Raw genomic sequence first — 18271 nt, 5'->3', positions numbered from 1 at the left:
GCGACCGAGAGACAGCCATGTCAAGCTCCAGCTCCACACCCCAGCACGGTTTTCGTACCGTGTTCCGCGTCGTCAGCGGAAACTTCCTCGAAATGTACGACTTCATGGTGTACGGCTTCTATGCCGCCGCCATCGCGCGTACGTTCTTTCCCGCCGGCGATGAATTCGCGTCGCTGATGCTGTCGCTGGCAACGTTCGGTGCCGGCTTCCTGATGCGGCCGCTTGGCGCGATCGTGCTCGGTGCCTATATCGACCATCACGGCCGCCGCAAGGGCCTGATCGTCACGCTGGTGCTGATGGCGCTGGGCACGCTGCTGATCGCGCTGGTGCCGGGCTATGCATCGATCGGCATGGCCGCTCCGCTGCTGGTGCTGTTCGGGCGCCTGCTGCAGGGCTTCTCGGCCGGCGTGGAACTGGGCGGCGTCTCGGTGTACCTGTCCGAGATCGCCAAGCCGGGCAAGAAAGGCTTCTATGTGGCCTGGCAATCGGCCAGCCAGCAAGTGGCCGTGATCTTCGCCGGCCTGCTCGGCGTGATCCTGCACGCCACGCTGGCGCCCGCGCAGATGGATAGCTGGGGCTGGCGCGTGCCATTCCTGATCGGCTGCCTGATCGTGCCGTTCCTGTTCCTGATCCGCCGCTCGCTGGAGGAAACCGAGGAATTCCTCACGCGCAAGCATCGCCCGTCGATCAACGAGATCTACCGCTCGATGCTCGATAACTGGCGCATCATCATCGCCGGCTGCCTGATGGTGGTGATGACCACGGTGTCGTTCTACATGATCACCGCGTACACGCCGACCTTCGGCAAGACCGTGCTCAAGCTCGACGACGTGGACAACCTGATCGTCACGATGTGCGTGGGCCTGTCGAACTTCATCTGGCTGCCGCTGATGGGCGCCGTGTCCGACCGTATCGGCCGCAAGCCGCTGCTGGTGTTCTTCACGATCGCCACGCTGGTCACCGCCTACCCGGCAGTGTCGTGGCTGGTGGCTGCGCCGTCGTTCGAGCGCCTGCTGATGGTGGAGCTGTGGCTGTCGTTCCTGTACGGCAGCTATAACGGTGCCATGGTCGTCACGCTGACCGAAGTCATGCCGCCCGCCGTGCGTACCGCCGGCTTCTCGCTGGCCTACAGCCTCGCCACGGCCCTGTTTGGCGGCTTCACGCCGGCCATCTCGACGTACCTGATCCACAGCACCGGCAACAAGGCCGCACCTGGCCTCTGGCTGATGTTCGCCGCAGCCTGCGGCCTGGCAGCCACGCTGGTCATCTTCCGCACCCATCGCGATCAGGCGGTACTGCGCCCCGCCTGATCCCGGCCCGCGGGCCTGGACGCCGCATCCGTGCGGCCCCGCGCCGCCTTCATGTGCCTGACACGTTCGCGTGGCATGTATGTGATGGCGGCGCGATTGCTTTTCGGCCATCCGTCCCCATGTAGTACGCATGGCATACTGGCGGCTCGCTTTTGCGCCGACCCAGACGCTACCTATCGGCCCGGTTAAGAAAACCAATTGGCCTTGGTGCGTGCAAATGCGCATACTCAGAGCTTTCGTGCAAATACGATTGACATCCCCGGCTGCCGCGGGAACCGAATCGTAGATTGCAAGCCTCAATCTGTTCAACCGTATCAGGAGAAGTCAATGAAGACCGTTGGTGACAAGCTCGAAGCCTTCAGCATCGTTGGTGTCAAGCCGGGTTTCAACAACCACGAAGAGAATGGCCAGTCGGCTTTCGAAGACATCACCGAAAAGTCGTTCGAAGGCAAGTGGAAGATCATTTACTTCTACCCGAAGGACTTCACGTTCGTGTGCCCGACCGAAATCGTGGCATTCGCCAAGCTGAACAACGACTTCGCCGATCGCGACGCGATCGTGCTGGGCGGCTCGACCGACAACGAATTCGTGAAGCTGGCATGGCGCCGCGAACACAAGGACCTGAACAAGCTGAACCAGTGGCAATTCGCCGATGTGACCGGCTCGCTGGTCGACCAGCTGGGCGTGCGTGACCAGGCCGCTGGCGTGGCCCTGCGCGCGACGTTCATCGTCGATCCGGACAATGTGATCCAGCACGTTTCGGTGAACAACCTGAACGTCGGCCGCAACCCGGAAGAAGTCCTGCGTATTCTGGACGGTCTGCAAACGGACGAACTGTGCCCGTGCAACCGTGCTGTCGGCGGCGCCACGCTGTAATTGGCCCTGCCTGCCAGTCACCTTTGGTGATCCGGCACGTCACATGGAAGGGCCTGGCGCCCTTTCATGTCGAAACCCGCTCCGTGCGGGTTTTTTGAGCCCTCGTCGATAGGAGAAATAAATGGAATTCCTCAGCACGATTAAGAATGCAATCCCCGACTACGCCAAGGACATCCGCCTGAATGTGGATGGCACCATCGCGCGTTCGTCGCTGGAAGGCAACGATGCGGTCGGCGTGGCGCTGGCTGCCGCCTTCGCTGCCAAGAGCAAGCTGATTGTCGACGCGATTCGCAACGCGAACGTGCTGTCGCCCGAGGAAGTCAACGCTGCGCAGACCGCTGCCGCGCTGATGGGCATGAACAACATCTGGTATCCGTATGTCGAGATGGCCGAAGACCCGGACCTGGCCAGCCAGCCGGCGGGGCTGCGCATGAACGCGTACGCTACCCATGGTGGTGTGGACAAGCGCCGCTTCGAGATGTACGCCCTGGCGGCCTCGATTGTCGGCAAGTGCCATTTCTGCGTGAAGTCGCACTACCAGCTGCTGAAAAACGAACAGGGCATGAGCGCCCAGCAGTTGCGTGACGTTGGCCGCATCGCCGCCGTGATTGGCGCCGCCGCCAATGTGATCGTCGCGGAATAAGGTTCGGAACAGCGGCCAAACTGCGCCAGAACGGGCGATATCGCGGGCGAAGCCGTCCGCGCCGCGTCGCCGGGCGCCAAACGCGGGCGGGCACCGAAAGGGGTCCGCCCGCCTGCATTTCTGCTCTTGCGCAATCGGTCAATCGGTATTGTCCGATACCCGTACCGCCAATCGACCCGGTGCATTTGTGCATGGCGCGGCCTACAATCGACGAAAGGTCACGAACTTCGCCGTTGCCATGAGCACCTTGCCCTCACCCAATTCACCGCGCTTCCGGTTCCGGCTTGCCGCGGTACACGACTGGGGCGATATCGCCGCGGTCACACAGCAGGCCTACGGGCAGTATGAGCTGGAGATCATGGAAGACTGCCGCGCATCGTTCCAGCGCGGCATGCAGTCCGTGCTGGCCGCCAAGGACAACCCCGACATGGAATGGTGGGTCGCGGAAACCGACCACGGCATCAGCGGTGCCGTGCTGTTCTGTCACCCGGGCGCCACGCTGCCGGCGCTGGACGATTCCACGATTACGCTGACGCAGCCCGAGGCTCGGCTGCTTTCGGTCAACCCGCAGGCACGCGGGCTGGGGCTGGGCAAACGGCTGATGCAGATCTGCATCCAGCGCGCCCGCGACATTGGCGCCCACGCGCTGATCTGCCGCACCATGCCCGAAATGGACTCCGCCATCAAACTCTGCGAGCAGATGGGATTCCAGAAACGTACCGAAGCCGGATCGCGCCACGGCGCCATGGCGCGCCTGATCGACTACGTCTATCCGATCACGGCCGAGGAGCCGGCGGCACCGTCGCCGCCAACACCCTGACCGGGGCGCGCCGTCAGTCCTGCACGTCGGCGGTGCGGCGGTAGATCAGCACCGCCGCCTGCGCGACGATGCCCTCTTCCTTGCCTTCGAACCCGAGCTTCTCGTTGGTCTTGGCCTTCACGTTGCAGTGCGTGACGGGCAGGCCCAGGTCTTCGGCCAGGTTGGCCACCATGCCGCCAATGTGTGGCGCCAGCTTCGGCTTCTGCGCTATCACCGTCGCGTCGACATTGCCGATCTCGAAGCCGGCGGCGCGGACCCGCCGCGCGGCCTCGCGCAGCAGCACGCGGCTGTCGGCGCCCTTGAAATCGGGGTCGGTATCGGGGAAATGGCGGCCGATGTCGCCCAGTGCGGCGGCGCCGAACAGCGCGTCGGTCACGGCGTGCAGCAGCGCATCGGCATCCGAATGGCCCAGCAGGCCGCGGTCGTGCGGGATATCGACGCCACCGAGAATCAGCTTGCGGCCCGGCACCAGGGCATGCACGTCATAGCCCTGTCCTACGCGAAAATCGAACGGATTCAAAACGACTCCTTGCAAAAATGGTTCACGACGCCGGCTGGCCCGTGCGCAACAGCACGTCGGCCAGCGCGAAATCCTCGGGATAGGTCACCTTGAAATTGCGCAGCGATCCGTTGACCAGCCGCGGATGCAGGCCCAGGCGCTCGATGGCGCTGGCCTCGTCGGTGACCACGGCACCCGCGGCCATGGCATCTTCCAGGGCATGACGCAGTACGCCGATGCGGAACATTTGTGGTGTTTGCGCCTGCCACAGGCCCTCGCGCGGCACGGTGCCGCCAATGCGCGCACCCGCATCGGCACGCTTGAGGGTGTCGGGCACTGGCACGGCCAGGATGCCGCCGATCGGTTCGCTGGCCGAATCGTCGGATTCCACCGCCCGCACCAGCGTGTCGATCATCGCACTGGTCAGACCCGGCCTTGCGGCGTCGTGGACCAGCACCCAGTCGGTATCCGACGCCCCCAGCGTAGCCAGGTGATGCAGGCCCGCCAGCACCGAGGCATGGCGCGAATCACCGCCCACGAACGCCGTATCGAAGCGCAGGCCCGCAAAGGCCGCGGCGCCGAATCGTGACTCCAGCGGCATGTCGTCGGGCGCCAGCACCAGCGCCGTGGCGCTGATGGCGTCGCTGGCGGAAAACGCCGCCAGGGCATACCAGAGCATCGGCCGGCCGGCCACGGTCTGGTACTGCTTCTGCACGGCACCGCCGGCTCGGCTGCCGGTACCGGCACAGGGGATCAGGGCGAATCGACGATCGGACACAGGTTTCTGAGGGCCTTTGAATATTTGGCACGGCCAGCGGGCCGGCCGGAGCGCATTCTATAATACGGCCCTCGCCCGCCGCCATGAATCCTGGCATGGCTGGCATGACAGACCTCCCTGCCCGTGGCATGCCTTTCGCATGTGCCGGCGGGGTGGTGCCGTTTTTGCGCTCACTGCTGCCAATGCCTGACAACGCTACCGCATTTCCTTTCGCCACCCTGCCGCTGGTCAAGCCTGGCATGCGCCATGCCGTGACCGGCCTGACCGGGTCCGCCGACGCCCTCGCCGTTGCCGCCTATGCACGCCAGCATCGCAACAGCGTGCCGATGGTGGCCGTGATCTGCGCCAACGCCATGGACGCGCAGCGGCTGGCCGAGGAGATCCCGTGGTTTGCGCCCGAACTGCGCGTACGCCTGCTGCCCGACTGGGAAACGCTGCCCTACGACAGCTTCTCGCCGCACCAGGACCTGGTATCGGAACGGCTGGCGACGCTGCACGACATCCAGGGCGGCCAGTGCGACGTGATGATCGTGCCGGCGTCGACCGCGCTCTATCGCCTGGCGCCGCCTTCGTTCCTGGCCGCCTACACGTTCTTCTTCAAGCAGGGCGAAAAGCTCGACGAGGCTGCGCTCAAGGCGCAGTTCACGCTGGCCGGCTACGAGCACGTGAGCGCGGTCATGCGGCCGGGCGAATACAGCGTGCGTGGCGGCCTGATCGACCTGTACCCGATGGGCTCGGCGCTGCCGTACCGGATCGACCTGTTCGGCGACGAGATCGAGACCATCCGCGCGTTCGATCCCGATTCGCAGCGCAGCGTGTATCCGGTCAAGGAAGTACGCCTGCTGCCAGGCCGCGAGTTTCCGCTGGACGAGCCCGCCCGCACCGCCTTCCGTGGCCGCTGGCGCGAGATCTTCGAAGGCGATCCGACCAAGTCGCCGATCTACAAGGACATCGGCAATGGGGTGCCCTCGGCCGGCATCGAGTACTACCTGCCGCTGTTCTTCGAGCAAAGCGCCACGCTGTTCGACTACCTGCCCGCCGGCACGCAACTGGCGTTCGCGGGCCAGGTCGACGAGGCCATCCGCCGTTTCTGGGCCGACACCACGCAGCGCTACACGTTCATGCGGCACGACCGGGAACGGCCGCTGCTGCCGCCCGTGGACCTGTTCCTGTCCGAGGAACAGTTCTTCATCGGCGCCAAGCCGCTGGCCCGGCTGGTGCTGCACCGCGAAGCCGTTGCGGCGGAAGTGCCGGCGTTTGCCGCCAGCCTGCCCGATGTCTCGGTCAACCGCCGCGCCGAAGACCCGCTGGTCAACCTGGAATCGCTGCTGCTGAACAAGGCCACGCGCGTGCTCATGTGCGCCGACTCGGCGGGCCGCCGCGAAACGCTGATGCAGCTGTTTGCGGAAAGCGGCCTGCGGCCGATGGTGGTCGAGGACTTCGCCGCGTTCCTGGCCGGCGACTCGCATTTCTCGATCGCCGTGGCGCCGCTGCAGAGCGGCTTTGCCATGCCCGCCGGGCAGTTCGCATTCGTCACCGAGAACGAGCTCTACGCCGGCACCACCCGCCGCACGGGGCGCCGCAAGCAGGAGCAGGCCAGCACCGTCGATTCGATGGTGCGCGACCTGGCCGAACTGAAGATCGGCGACCCCGTGGTGCATAGCGAGCACGGCATCGGCCGTTACCAGGGCCTGGTCACGCTGGACATGGGCCAGGGCGACGAGGAATTCCTGCATCTGGATTACGACAAGGGCAGCAAGCTCTACGTGCCCGTGCATCAGCTGCACGTGATCTCGCGCTACTCGGGCGCCGATCCGGATACCGCGCCGCTGCATTCGCTGGGCACGGGCCAGTGGGACAAGGCCAAGCGCCGCGCCGCGCAGCAGATCCGCGACACGGCTGCCGAGCTGCTGAACCTGTACGCGCGCCGCGCGCTGCGCCAGGGCTTCGCCTTCCCGCTGCAGCCCAAGGACTACGAGACCTTTGCCGAGAGCTTCGGTTTCGAGGAAACGCCGGACCAGGCCGCCGCCATCTCCGCCGTGATCGCCGACATGACGTCGGGCAAGCCGATGGACCGCCTGGTCTGCGGCGACGTGGGCTTTGGCAAGACCGAGGTCGCGCTGCGCGCCGCGTTCGTGGCCGTGCTGGGCGGCAAGCAGGTGGCGATGCTGGCCCCCACCACGCTGCTGGCCGAGCAGCATTTCCAGACCCTGTCCGACCGCTTTGCCGAGTGGCCGGTGCGCATCGTGGAGCTGTCGCGCTTCAAGACGAAAAAAGAAGTGGATGCCGCGATCAAGCAGATCAACGAAGGCACGGTCGATATCGTCATCGGCACCCACAAGCTGCTGTCCGACGAAGTGAAGTTCCAGCGCCTGGGCCTGGTCATCATCGACGAGGAACACCGCTTCGGCGTACGCCAGAAGGAAGCGCTGAAGACGCTGCGCGCCGAGGTGGACGTGCTCACGCTGACCGCCACCCCGATCCCGCGTACCCTGGGCATGGCGCTTGAGGGCCTGCGCGACTTCTCGGTCATCGCCACGGCGCCGCAGAAGCGGCTGGCCATCAAGACCTTCGTGCGGCGCGAGGAAGACGGCGTGATCCGCGAGGCCATCCTGCGCGAGCTGAAGCGCGGCGGCCAGGTCTACTTCCTGCACAACGAAGTGGAGACGATCGAGAACAAGCGCGCCAGGCTGGCCGAACTGGTGCCCGAGGCGCGCATCGCCGTGGCGCACGGACAGATGCACGAGCGCGAGCTGGAGCGCGTGATGCGCGACTTCGTGGCCCGCCGCGACAACATCCTGCTCTGCACGACGATCATCGAGACCGGCATCGACGTGCCCACGGCCAACACGATCCTGATCCATCGCGCCGACCGTTTCGGCCTGGCGCAGCTGCACCAGTTGCGCGGCCGCGTGGGCCGCAGTCACCACCAGGCCTATGCCTATCTGCTGGTGCATGACGTGGACGGCCTGACCAAGCAGGCGCAGCGCAGGCTGGAGGCCATCCAGCAGATGGAGGAACTGGGCGCGGGCTTCTACCTGGCGATGCACGACCTGGAAATCCGCGGCGCCGGCGAGGTGCTGGGCGACAAGCAGTCGGGCGAAATCCACGAGATCGGCTTCCAGCTCTACACGGACATGCTCAACGCGGCCGTGAAATCGCTGAAGGCCGGCAAGGAACCGGACCTGATGGCGCCCCTGGCGGCCACCACCGAAATCAACCTCGGCACGCCGGCCCTGCTGCCGAACGATTATTGCGCCGATGTGCACGAGCGCCTGTCGCTCTACAAGCGCCTGGCAAACTGCGAGACCGGCGAACGCGTGGACGATATCCAGGAAGAATTGATCGACCGTTTCGGCCGGCTGCCCGCGCAGGCCCAGGCGCTGATCGAGACACACCGGCTGCGTATTGCCGCCGCACCGCTGGGCGTGCGCAAGATCGACGCCGGCGAGGCCACCGTGAGCATGCAGTTCGTGCCAAACCCGCCGATCGACGCCATCCGGATCATCGACCTCGTGCAAAAGAACAAGCACATCAAGCTGGCCGGCCAGGACAAGCTGCGCATCGAGGCCAAGATGCCCGATGTGGGCGCGCGTGCGCAGACCATCAAGCACACGCTGCGCCAACTGGCCTGACCGCGCCGACAGGTGTACGATCACATCCTTGACGAATCAACTGTTTCACCATCCCATGCAAGCTGCCGCCGACACCCGAAACGCCAACACCGAAGCCCCGCAACGCGGCAGCGCGCTGGACTGGACCCAGCGCCTGGTGTCGTTCGACACCACGTCGCGTCATTCGAACCTGGGCCTGATCGAATCCGTGCGCGACCACTTCCTGGCCAAGGGCCTGCGTCCGCATCTGAGCTACAACCCGCAGGGCGACAAGGCCAACCTGTTCGTGACGATTCCGGCCGCGAACGGTGCCACCGACGGCGGCATCGTGCTGTCCGGCCACACCGACGTGGTGCCGGTGGACGGCCAGAGCTGGACCACCGACCCGTTCAAGCCGGTGATTCGCGACGGCAAGCTCTATGGCCGCGGCACCTGCGACATGAAGGGCTTCATCGGCACCAGCCTGGCGCTGCTGCCCACCATCCTGGACGCGAAGCTGCGCGAACCGGTGCACTACGCACTGTCTTTCGACGAGGAAATCGGCTGCATGGGCGCGCCGTACCTGCTGGCCGAACTGCGTGACCGCGGCGTGAAGCCGGCGGGCTGCATCGTGGGCGAGCCCACCAGCATGCGCGTGATCGTGGCGCACAAGGGCATCAACGCCTATCGCTGCTGCGTGAAGGGCCAGGCCGCGCACTCGTCGCTGACGCCCAAGGGTGTGAACGCCATCGAATATGCGGCGCGCCTGATCTGCTATATCCGCGACATCGCCGACGAATTCAAGGCCAACGGCCCGTACGACCAGGCGTTCGACGTGCCGTTCACCACGGCGTCCACCGGCACCATCCACGGCGGCATCGCACTGAACACGATCCCGGCCGAGTGCGAGTTCGTGTTCGAGTTCCGCAACCTGCCCGGCGTGGACCCGGAAGCCATCCTGGCCCGCATCCAGCAATACGTGCACGACGTGCTGGTGCCGAAGATGCGCGCAGAACACGTGGATGCCGGCATGGCCATCAGCAAGATTGCAGCAGCACCGTCGCTCGATGCCGCCGAATCCGACGCCATCACCCAGCTGGTGCGCGCGCTGACCGCCGACCGCGAAACGAACAAGGTGGCCTACGGCACCGAGGCCGGCCTGTTCCAGCGCGCCGGCATTCCGGCCGTGGTGTGCGGCCCTGGCGATATCCAGCAGGCCCACAAGCCCGACGAATTCGTGGCGCTGGACCAGTTGGCCGCCTGCGAGGCCTTCCTGCACAAGGTGGTGGACAGCCTGCGCGTGGCCTGACCGCCCGCGGCAAGCCGCTGCCAGGGGGCAAGGGCACAGTACAATACGGCCCTTGCCCTGTCGCGTCTGCAGCGCCCGCGGCGCTGCCGGCGCCCTTCCGCCCTCTTTCGCACCCTTTCGCACCGTTTCCCGCTTCGCCCGGATTCCTGCCGTCATGCCCCTGATTCTCCAAAGCCTGTCCCCGCTGCCTGCCGCCGACCTCGACGCCGTGCGTGCGGTGGCCAATGCCTCCGATTTCGTGCTGCGCGCCGACAACGTGGCGGCCGCCGAACACTGCAATCCGCTGACCCCGGCGCTGCGCGATGCCCTGGACGATGTGTGCGGTGAACGTGGCATCGACTGGGCCGTGGTGCCGGCGGACCGCAAGCTGTCGGACTTCCGCCTGGTGGCGATGGACATGGACTCCACGCTGATCACGATCGAGTGCATCGACGAGATCGCCGACTTCTGCGGACTCAAGGCCGAAGTTTCGGCCATTACCGAAGCCGCCATGCGTGGCGAGATCACGGACTTCAACGAAAGCCTGCGCCGTCGCGTGGCCCTGCTGAAGGGGCTGGACGCCAGCGTGCTCGACCGTGTCTACGCCGAACGGCTAAAGCTGTCGCCGGGGGCGGAACGCATGCTGCTGACGATCCAGGCGCTGGGCATGAAGACGTTGCTGGTATCGGGTGGCTTCGTGCATTTCACCGACCAGCTCAAGCCGCGCCTGAAGCTGGATTTCACGCGCGCCAATACGCTGGAAATCGTCGACGGCAAGCTGACCGGCAATGTGGTGGGCGAAATCGTCAATGCGGACGTCAAGGCCCGCACGGTGCGGGAAGTCTGCGAGCAGATCGGCGCGGATCCGTCGCAGGCCATCGTGATGGGTGACGGGTCCAACGACCTCAAGATGATGGCCGTGGCAGGCCTCTCGGTAGCCTTCCGGGCCAAACCCGTGGTCCGTGCGCAAGCCAGCGTCGCGTTCAACCACGTGGGGCTGGACGGCTTGCTCAACCTGTTCCCGCACTAGGCTTAGTCGCACCAATCGATCGCAGCGCGGCGATCCTTCCCCTGCCAGGCACCCGCTCGCGGTGCCTGCTGCTGCCCTCAGCGCTGCCAAGGTAGCTTTCGCGCACATCTTGCTGCGCCTGTCACATTACATTTGCGTCATTCGCATTTCGGTCACAGCGATACCACATCGCGGTATAACGCTTTGATTTTCTTGTGAAATCAAATGCGAATCATTATTATTATTCCTTTCCCGCAATTCCCTCCCCTGGGTCGCACGACGCATGCAAGCGTTAGCCGTTTTCCTATCCCTGGCCGCCGCCGCGTGCCTTTACCTTTCCGCGCCTAACCAGGTGCTGTGCGTGGACGCCAACAACAACGGCCGCGCACCGCTGCCGCCCCGGCTGCTGTTCTGGCTGGGCATCGTGCTGGCGATCGCCGGCACCTGGGTCATGAGCATCCCCGAAGGCTGGCCTGTGGCGATTGCCGCAACGCTGGTCACGCTGACCTGCTGCCTGTCCGCCTGGCCGTTCATTGGCACCTGGATCCACCACAAGCGCTACGACGACATGCCCGGCGAAGGAAGCACATCATGATCGGAACCAAGTGGCTCGCCGGAGCCTTGCTGGGCCTGCCGCTGGCCATCGCCCTGTGCACCCTGGGCGTCTTGTGGCTGCCTGGCGGCTGGGAAAGCGGCATCGTACTGGCGGTGATGCTGAGCTTCGTGCTGTGGGTCACCATCATCAGCCTGAGCCTGCTTTTCCAGACCAGCCGCGCCGCGTGGCTGTGGCTGATCGGGGGCAACCTGGTCTGCTACGGCATCCTGTGGGCTGTGCGCCTGATGCACGCGATGCCGCCGGCATCGACACTGCCGGCCCTGTCTGGGCACTGATCCGGCCACCGAGGCATACGCATGAAACCCAATACCCTGCGCGTATTCAATACGCTCCATACCTGGGTCGGCCTGATGGCCGGCTGGGCACTGTTCATCGCCTTCTTCGCGGGCGCGATCACTGTCTTCCACCATGAGCTGCACGTCTGGCAGAACCCGGCGCGCCTTGAAGGCCATCATGGCGCCGAAGTCCAGGTGGATGGCCCCGCCATCGACGCCTTCGTGCAAAAGCTGGTCGCAGTGCATCCGGACGCGGCCAACAGCGTCTACGTCGGCCTGCCCAGCAAGGAAGAACCGGACTTCAACGCCTACTGGCAGGACAAGGCCGGTGAATGGCACACGATGAACGGCGAGCGCCTGAACGGCGACAAGGCGGCCCAGAACAACACGTCGCTCGACCACGTGACTGGCGAACTGTCGGCGTTCCTGAACTCTCTGCACTATTCGCTGGGACTGGGCATCAACGGCATGTACTTCATGGGGATCATCTCCGTGCTTTACGGTCTGGCGCTGGTATCGGGCGTGATCCTGCACCTGCCCCGCCTGAAGAAAGATCTGTTCGCGGTGCGGCCCGGACGCAACCTGAAGCGCTTCTGGATGGATACGCACAATGTGCTGGGCCTGTTCAGCCTGCCCTTCCACCTGATCTTCGCCATCACGGGCGCGTTCTTCTGCCTGTCGCTGATCATGGTGATGGTTTTCAACACGCTGACGTTCGACGGCAAGCTGTTCGAAGCGGTCCCGCGCGTCACGGGCGCCGCGCCAGAAGTCACTGCCGCGGGTCGCGCATCGCCGACCATGACGTCAGCCCAGTTGCTCGCCATTGCGCGCGAGCACGGCGGAGAGCGGTTCACACCCAGCGCCATCCGCTTCCAGCGCTATGGTGATGCCAATGCCGTGGCCGAAGTGCGAGGTGACAGCACGCGCGCGCTGGGCAATGGCGGCGCGGTGGGCATCCACGCCGCCGCCAACGAGCCGAATGCCGGCCAGTTGATTGCCAACCAGACGGCTGGCGCACGCGATACGAACCATACGGTCTACAGCGCCATGTTCGCGCTGCACTACGGCACCTATGGCGACCTGGCCGTGCGGTTTGTCTACCTTGTGGCCGGGCTTGCCGGTGCGTTCCTGTTCTATTCCGGCAACCTGCTGTGGATCGAGACGCGCCGGAAGTCGCGCCAGGCCGAACAACCCCGTGTGCACAGGCTGCTGGCCCAGGCCACGGTTGGCGTCTGCATCGGAACCTGCATCGGCGTGGCGCTGTGCTTCCCGGCCGCCTTGCTGTGGCCCGACCGTGCCGTGAGCTATGTGTTCTGGCCGGTGTTCGTACTGGCCGCAGCCTGGGCCCTGGCCCGGCCACCGATTCGCGCCGCCGTGGAACTGCTCTACGTGGCCGCACTGGCGACCTTGGCCGTGCCGTTCTCGAACTGGGTCCTGACGGGTGACCACCTGTTTGCCGCCGCGCTCCACGGCCGCTGGGTCATCGCCGGTTTCGACATCGGCGCCATCTCCATGGCAGTCGGCTACATTGCGCTGGCCCGGGTCACCCAGCGCCGCGCGCAGAATGGTCCCGCCGAATCGGTTTGGGCACCACGTGGTGCCACGGCCCAGGCCGCGCCGCAGGCAACGATGCGCAAGGCAGACGTATCCTGACCCGCATGCAAGGGCCGCATCGGCCCGGCTGCCAACAAAAAGCCCCGCTCATTTCTGGCGGGGCTTTTTGCTGCTGGACGCCGACGGTTAGCGCAGGTGTATCTCCATTGCCTGCTTCAGATCGCCGATCAGGTCCCGCGAATCTTCCAGTCCAATGTACAGGCGCACCAGTTCCCCGGCGTTGGTCCAGCCTTCCGGCGGCCACGTGCCCGCTGGACGCATCGTATCGACGTGATATGGCACGGCCAGGCTATGCGCCCCACCCCAGGACCAGCCGATTGCAAACAGCTTCAGGGCCTCGACAAATGCATCGACCTGTTCGCGCGAAAAGCGACTATGCAGGATGATCGAAAACAGCCCGCTGGCACCGGAAAAATCGCGCGACCATTCCGCGTGCCCGGGGCAGTCGGGCAGTGCCGGATGCAGGGCGCGAGTCACCTCCGGGCGCTGCTTGAGCCATTCGGCAACCTCACGCGCCGCACGGTCGTGCGCGGCCAGGCGCACCGGCATGCTGGCCAGTCCGCGTAGCACCAGGAAGCAATCGTCTGCCGAAACGCCCCATCCCATGATCATGCGGGTACGCTTGAGACGGTCATGCACCTTGTCGTCCTGCGTGATGACTGCGCCCATCAGCACGTCGCTGCCCCCGGACTGGTACTTCGTCAGCGCCTGCACCGAGATATCGATGCCCTTCTCGAAAGGCTTGAAATAGACCCCGGCCGACCAGGTGTTGTCGATGGCTGTCAGCACGCCATGCGCCCGCGCGGCCGAGACGATGGCGTCGCTGTCCGGCACCTCCATTGTCACCGAGCCCGGCGCCTCCATCCAGATCAGTCGCGTATTGGGTTGGATCAGAGATGCGATACCGGCGCCAATCGACGGATGGTAGTACCGAACCGTCACGCCGAATTCGCGCGCCAGCCATTCGCCGTGGTCGCGGTTCGGGCCATAGACATTGTCGGGCACGAGCACATCGTCGCCGGTTCGCAGCAAGGCAAAGTACACCAGCGAGATGGCGCCCATGCCCGAGGGCAGAAGCAATGTGTGCCGGCCACCTTCGATCTGCGCCAGTTGCTGGCACAGCGCCTCGCTGGTGGGCGTGGCGTGCAGGCCGTAGCGCCAGTAAGTCTTGCTGCGATCACCGTAGGCGCGCAGTTCGGCAAGGTTGCGGAAGACGATTGTCGAGCCGCGGTAGGTGGGCGTCGAAAAGGAGTCGAAACCCGGCGCGATATCCAGTTCGGGCTGGACCGCGGTGGTCTTGATATAGCGAGGCGGGTTGCGGGACGAGTCGGAAGCAGACACGGCGGATTCCCTGGAAAATTCGGATCAGGCGTCCGAGCTTACCAGCAAATGCCGCGCTCGCCACGCGAAGTGGCGCCGGCGCGCTAGCGGGACTTGCCCGTCGAGATGGAGGACTTCGGCGCTGGCGGTGCGTAGGTAATGCCGCTGCCGGCGTTCATGTCGAACGGCGGAATCACCAGGTATCCGCCAAACGGTCGAATGAAAAACGGCAGGACGATGGACGGATTGTAGGCATCGGTCCAGGTGCCGCGCACCGCGCCGTCCCGGTCAATCTGGCCTTCCCAGTTACCGGACACACGCGTGCCATCGTCGGACTCTTCCATCAGGAACGCACCGTTTTCCCATTCCCCGGAAAGCAGCCGCACACCCTTGCCATCCCCGATCTGGTATTCGCCTTGCAGGCTGTCCCGCGTATCGGTTTTCGGCGCAATGCGCATGCGCACCTGCTGGTCGCCCACCGTGCCGACATACGTCGGATAGTGCGCGTACTCCTGGCGCGGCGACAGCGTGCGCGCCGGCCCTGTCGATAGCGACGCCCCACGCCTGGCTTCCCCCGCGCGGATGGCGTCGTTGATACCGAAGCTGCCGCCCTGTCCGCTTCCTGTCGACAAATCGTCCCCGGCCGCCATGGCTGGCGCCGGCAATGCCACCGAGGTGGCGACGATCATCGAATACAGAAGACAGGACAGGACAGGACGGGACAAGACAGCTTTCTCGGCAATAGCGCGCAGGTGACGTTAAATCCGCTCGAAGATCGCAGCAATGCCCTGGCCGCCGCCAATGCACATCGTCACCAGCGCATAGCGACCCTGCACGCGCTGCAGCTCATGCACCGCCTTCACGGTGATCAGTGCGCCCGTGGCGCCAATCGGATGGCCCAGCGAGATGCCCGAACCGTTCGGATTCACCTTGGCGGGGTCCAGGCCCAGGGCCTTGGTCACGGCACACGCCTGCGCAGCGAACGCTTCATTGGCTTCGATCACGTCCAGATCCTTGACCGACAGACCGGCACGCTCGAGCGCAATCCTGGTGGCGGGTACGGGACCGATGCCCATCGTCTTCGGGTCCACGCCGGCGTGGCCATAGGACACCAGACGCGCCAGCGGCTTCAACCCGCGACGCTCGGCTTCCGCCCGTTCCATCAGCACCACCGCCGCGGCAGCGTCATTGAGGCCCGATGCGTTGCCAGCCGTGACCGTGCCGTTTTCCTTGACGAAAACAGGCTTCAGCTTGGTCATGTCATCCATGGTCGCTTCATGGCGCACGTGTTCGTCGGTATCGAAGACCACGTCACCCTTGCGCGACTTCAGCGTGACCGGAACGATCTGGTCCTTGAAGTGACCCGCCTTGATCGCGGCCGATGCCCGGCGGTGCGATTCCAGCGCGGCTTCGTCCTGCTGCTGGCGCGAAATATCGTATTCCTTCGCGACATTCTCGGCGGTCACACCCATGTGAATCGTGTGGAACGGGTCGTGCAGCGCGCCCAGCATCATGTCGACCAGCTTGGCATCGCCCATGCGCGCGCCCCAACGGGCCATCGGCGCCAGATACGGCGCGCGGCTCATGCTTTCGGCACCGCCGCCAATGGCGACGTCGGCATCGCCCAGCAGGATCGTCTGCGCAGCGCTGACAATCGCCTGCAGACCCGAGCCGCACAGGCGGTTCACGGTAAGCGCGGGCGCATTGATCGACACACCGCCGTTCACGGCCGCCACGCGGCCCAGGTACATGTCTTTCGGCTCGGTCTGGATGACATTGCCGAACACGACGTGACCGACGTCATCGCCGGATACGTTGGCACGGGCCAGTGCCTCGCGCACCACCAGCGCTCCCAGTTCGGTCGGGGCCAGGTCCTTCAGGCTTCCGCCAAAGGTACCGATTGCGGTGCGCACACCGCTGACAACCACCACTTCACGCGTCATGTTTCGTCTCCATGCGTTATGTTGCGGCGCACAGTATAGTCGTCGCCAAGCAAAAGCGAACGACCGTACTTTTACCTAATTGTCTGGACAGGCACACTTGCAACCCGCCCTTCCGGCCCCCGAAGCCGACACACTGGATCAGGCGATTTCACCCCAGAGGTCGTGGCCGTCGGCGCCCGTAATCTTCACATTGACGAAGTCGCCAGTCTTGAAACGCTGCGACGGCTTGGCGGCCGGATCGATATAAACCAGCCCGTCAATTTCCGGGGCATCGGCGGAAGAGCGACCGATGCCGCCGTCCTGGTTGACCTCGTCGACGAGCACCCGCAGCGTCTGTCCCACCTTGCGCTGGAGCCTGCGTGCCGACACCGCCTCCGCCACTTCCATGAAACGCGCACGGCGCTCCTCACGGACTTCGTCGGGCAGCGCGCCGGGCAGGTCATTGGCCGTTGCACCCTCTACCGGCGAATAGGCGAAGCAGCCCACGCGGTCGAGTTCGGCTTCCGCAATGAAATCCAGCAGCGTCTGGAATTCCGCTTCCGTTTCGCCCGGGAAGCCGGCGATGAACGTGCTGCGGATGGTCAGCTCGGGGCAGATTTCGCGCCAGGCGCGGATGCGGTCGAGGGTCTTTTCGGCGTTGGCCGGACGCTTCATGCGCTTGAGCACATCCGGGTGCGCGTGCTGGAGCGGCACATCCAGATACGGCAACACGTTGCCCTGGTTCATCAGCGGAATGATTTCGTCGACGTGCGGGTACGGATACACATAGTGCAGGCGCACCCAGGCACCGTACTGGCTGGCCAGTTCGCCCAGCGCCGCCACCAGCTCGGTCATGCGGGTCTTGAGCGGCCGGCCAGCCCAGAAGCCGGTGCGGTACTTGACGTCCACCCCGTAGGCGCTGGTGTCCTGCGAGATCACCAGCAATTCCTTCACGCCGGCCTTGAACAGGTTTTCGGCTTCCAGCATCACTTCGGCCACCGGACGGGACACCAGATCGCCGCGCATCGACGGAATGATGCAGAACGAGCAGCGGTGATTGCAGCCTTCCGAGATTTTCAGGTAGGCATAGTGCTTGGGCGTGAGCTTGATGCCGGCGGCCGGCACCAGATCGGTAAACGGATCGTGCGGCTTCGGCAGGTGCGTGTGCACAGCCTGCATGACTTCACCAAGGGCGTGCGGGCCGGTAACGGCCAGCACCTTGGGATGCACCGACGACACGATATCGTGCCCCGCCGCGTCCTTCTTGGCGCCCAGGCAGCCGGTCACGATGACCTTGCCGTTCTCCGTCAATGCCTCGCCGATGGCATCCAGGCTCTCTTGCACGGCCTCGTCGATAAAGCCGCAGGTGTTGACCACCACAAGATCGGCACCGTCGTAGGTGCCGCTGATGGCATAGCCTTCGGCACGCAGCTGCGTGATGATCTGCTCGGAATCGACCAGGGCCTTGGGGCAGCCAAGTGACACAAAGCCGACTTTCGGCGCAGGATTGGACAGATTGGTTTCAGACGACATGGGGCACCGCGAATGTGGGGATCTGGGCGCGCCCTACCGTCCCCGGTGGTGCGCCGCGCTGGTCTAGAGGCAACCGGCGAGCCTGCCGGGCGCCGTCATTTGCCATGAAAGGCGGAGATTTTACCCCGAGCGGCCGTTGTTGGCGCATGGCCCGGCCAAATGGGCCGGAAACCGC

General features: G+C 65.0%; 16 protein-coding genes. 10 read left to right on the top strand and 6 right to left on the bottom strand.

The window, feature by feature from the left end:
• Window positions 1–17: 17 nt before the first annotated feature.
• From tcuC to ACOABP_RS16010, 4 genes are all read left to right on the top strand, one after another.
• On the top strand, window positions 18–1310 hold the full coding sequence (gene tcuC / locus ACOABP_RS16025; protein WP_474226091.1) for a tricarballylate/proton symporter TcuC: 1293 nt from the start codon (window positions 18–20) through the stop codon (window positions 1308–1310).
• 327 nt (window positions 1311–1637) lie between these two features.
• Window positions 1638–2186, top strand: a complete 549-nt coding sequence (locus ACOABP_RS16020; RefSeq protein ID WP_029050616.1) for a peroxiredoxin — start codon at window positions 1638–1640, stop codon at window positions 2184–2186.
• Window positions 2187–2307: 121 nt separating this feature from the next.
• A complete protein-coding gene (locus ACOABP_RS16015; RefSeq protein ID WP_474226090.1) occupies window positions 2308–2829 on the top strand; it encodes a carboxymuconolactone decarboxylase family protein in 522 nt (173 codons plus the stop codon).
• A gap of 238 nt (window positions 2830–3067) precedes the next feature.
• On the top strand, window positions 3068–3649 hold the full coding sequence (locus tag ACOABP_RS16010; RefSeq protein WP_474226088.1) for an N-acetyltransferase family protein: 582 nt from the start codon (window positions 3068–3070) through the stop codon (window positions 3647–3649).
• A gap of 13 nt (window positions 3650–3662) precedes the next feature.
• Here the strand turns inward: ACOABP_RS16010 and ispF are convergent, their stop codons facing one another.
• Together ispF and ispD are read right to left on the bottom strand one after the other, a co-directional pair.
• A complete protein-coding gene (gene ispF / locus ACOABP_RS16005; protein ID WP_066738306.1) occupies window positions 3663–4169 on the bottom strand; it encodes a 2-C-methyl-D-erythritol 2,4-cyclodiphosphate synthase in 507 nt (168 codons plus the stop codon).
• Window positions 4170–4191: 22 nt separating this feature from the next.
• Window positions 4192–4926: a 2-C-methyl-D-erythritol 4-phosphate cytidylyltransferase gene (ispD, locus tag ACOABP_RS16000; protein ID WP_474226086.1), complete on the bottom strand. Its 735-nt coding sequence runs from the start codon at window positions 4924–4926 to the stop codon at window positions 4192–4194.
• 182 nt (window positions 4927–5108) lie between these two features.
• On the opposite strand from ispD, the gene mfd reads away from it, so the two are divergent.
• The 6 genes from mfd to ACOABP_RS15970 all read left to right on the top strand — a co-directional run bounded on the left by mfd (window position 5109) and on the right by ACOABP_RS15970 (window position 13360).
• Window positions 5109–8561 carry a transcription-repair coupling factor gene (mfd, locus tag ACOABP_RS15995; protein ID WP_474226084.1) on the top strand — a complete coding sequence of 1151 codons (3453 nt, stop codon included), beginning with the start codon at window positions 5109–5111 and terminating at the stop codon, window positions 8559–8561.
• A gap of 55 nt (window positions 8562–8616) precedes the next feature.
• A complete protein-coding gene (gene argE / locus ACOABP_RS15990) occupies window positions 8617–9828 on the top strand; it encodes an acetylornithine deacetylase (RefSeq protein ID WP_474227860.1) in 1212 nt (403 codons plus the stop codon).
• Window positions 9829–9982: 154 nt separating this feature from the next.
• Entirely contained in the window at window positions 9983–10837 is an 855-nt protein-coding gene (gene serB / locus ACOABP_RS15985; protein WP_474226082.1) for a phosphoserine phosphatase SerB, read from the top strand.
• Window positions 10838–11177: 340 nt separating this feature from the next.
• The gene (locus ACOABP_RS15980) at window positions 11178–11411 is read left to right on the top strand and encodes a hypothetical protein (protein ID WP_474226081.1); all 234 of its coding nucleotides are present in this window, start codon (window positions 11178–11180) and stop codon (window positions 11409–11411) included.
• Window positions 11408–11707 (top strand): hypothetical protein, encoded by a 300-nt coding sequence (locus ACOABP_RS15975; protein ID WP_474226080.1) that lies wholly within the window; start codon window positions 11408–11410, stop codon window positions 11705–11707. The genes ACOABP_RS15980 and ACOABP_RS15975 overlap by 4 nt, the downstream gene beginning before the upstream one ends.
• 21 nt (window positions 11708–11728) lie before the next feature.
• The gene (locus ACOABP_RS15970) at window positions 11729–13360 is read left to right on the top strand and encodes a PepSY-associated TM helix domain-containing protein (RefSeq protein ID WP_474226078.1); all 1632 of its coding nucleotides are present in this window, start codon (window positions 11729–11731) and stop codon (window positions 13358–13360) included.
• An 87-nt stretch (window positions 13361–13447) separates the two neighbouring features.
• Here the strand turns inward: ACOABP_RS15970 and ACOABP_RS15965 are convergent, their stop codons facing one another.
• The 4 genes from ACOABP_RS15965 to rimO all read right to left on the bottom strand — a co-directional run bounded on the left by ACOABP_RS15965 (window position 13448) and on the right by rimO (window position 18096).
• Window positions 13448–14662, bottom strand: a complete 1215-nt coding sequence (locus tag ACOABP_RS15965) for a cystathionine beta-lyase (protein ID WP_474226077.1) — start codon at window positions 14660–14662, stop codon at window positions 13448–13450.
• Between the two features lie 83 nt (window positions 14663–14745).
• Complete coding sequence (locus tag ACOABP_RS15960; RefSeq protein WP_474227859.1) at window positions 14746–15330, bottom strand: hypothetical protein; 585 nt, start codon at window positions 15328–15330, stop codon at window positions 14746–14748.
• Between the two features lie 69 nt (window positions 15331–15399).
• Window positions 15400–16584, bottom strand: a complete 1185-nt coding sequence (gene bktB / locus ACOABP_RS15955) for a beta-ketothiolase BktB (RefSeq protein ID WP_474226076.1) — start codon at window positions 16582–16584, stop codon at window positions 15400–15402.
• A gap of 138 nt (window positions 16585–16722) precedes the next feature.
• The gene (rimO, locus tag ACOABP_RS15950; protein WP_474226074.1) at window positions 16723–18096 is read right to left on the bottom strand and encodes a 30S ribosomal protein S12 methylthiotransferase RimO; all 1374 of its coding nucleotides are present in this window, start codon (window positions 18094–18096) and stop codon (window positions 16723–16725) included.
• Window positions 18097–18271: the final 175 nt, after the last annotated feature.

Source organism: Cupriavidus sp. HE11 (assembly GCF_056097175.1).
Note: the sequence above shows the minus strand (reverse complement) of the source record. Positions and strands in the feature narration are given on the sequence as shown.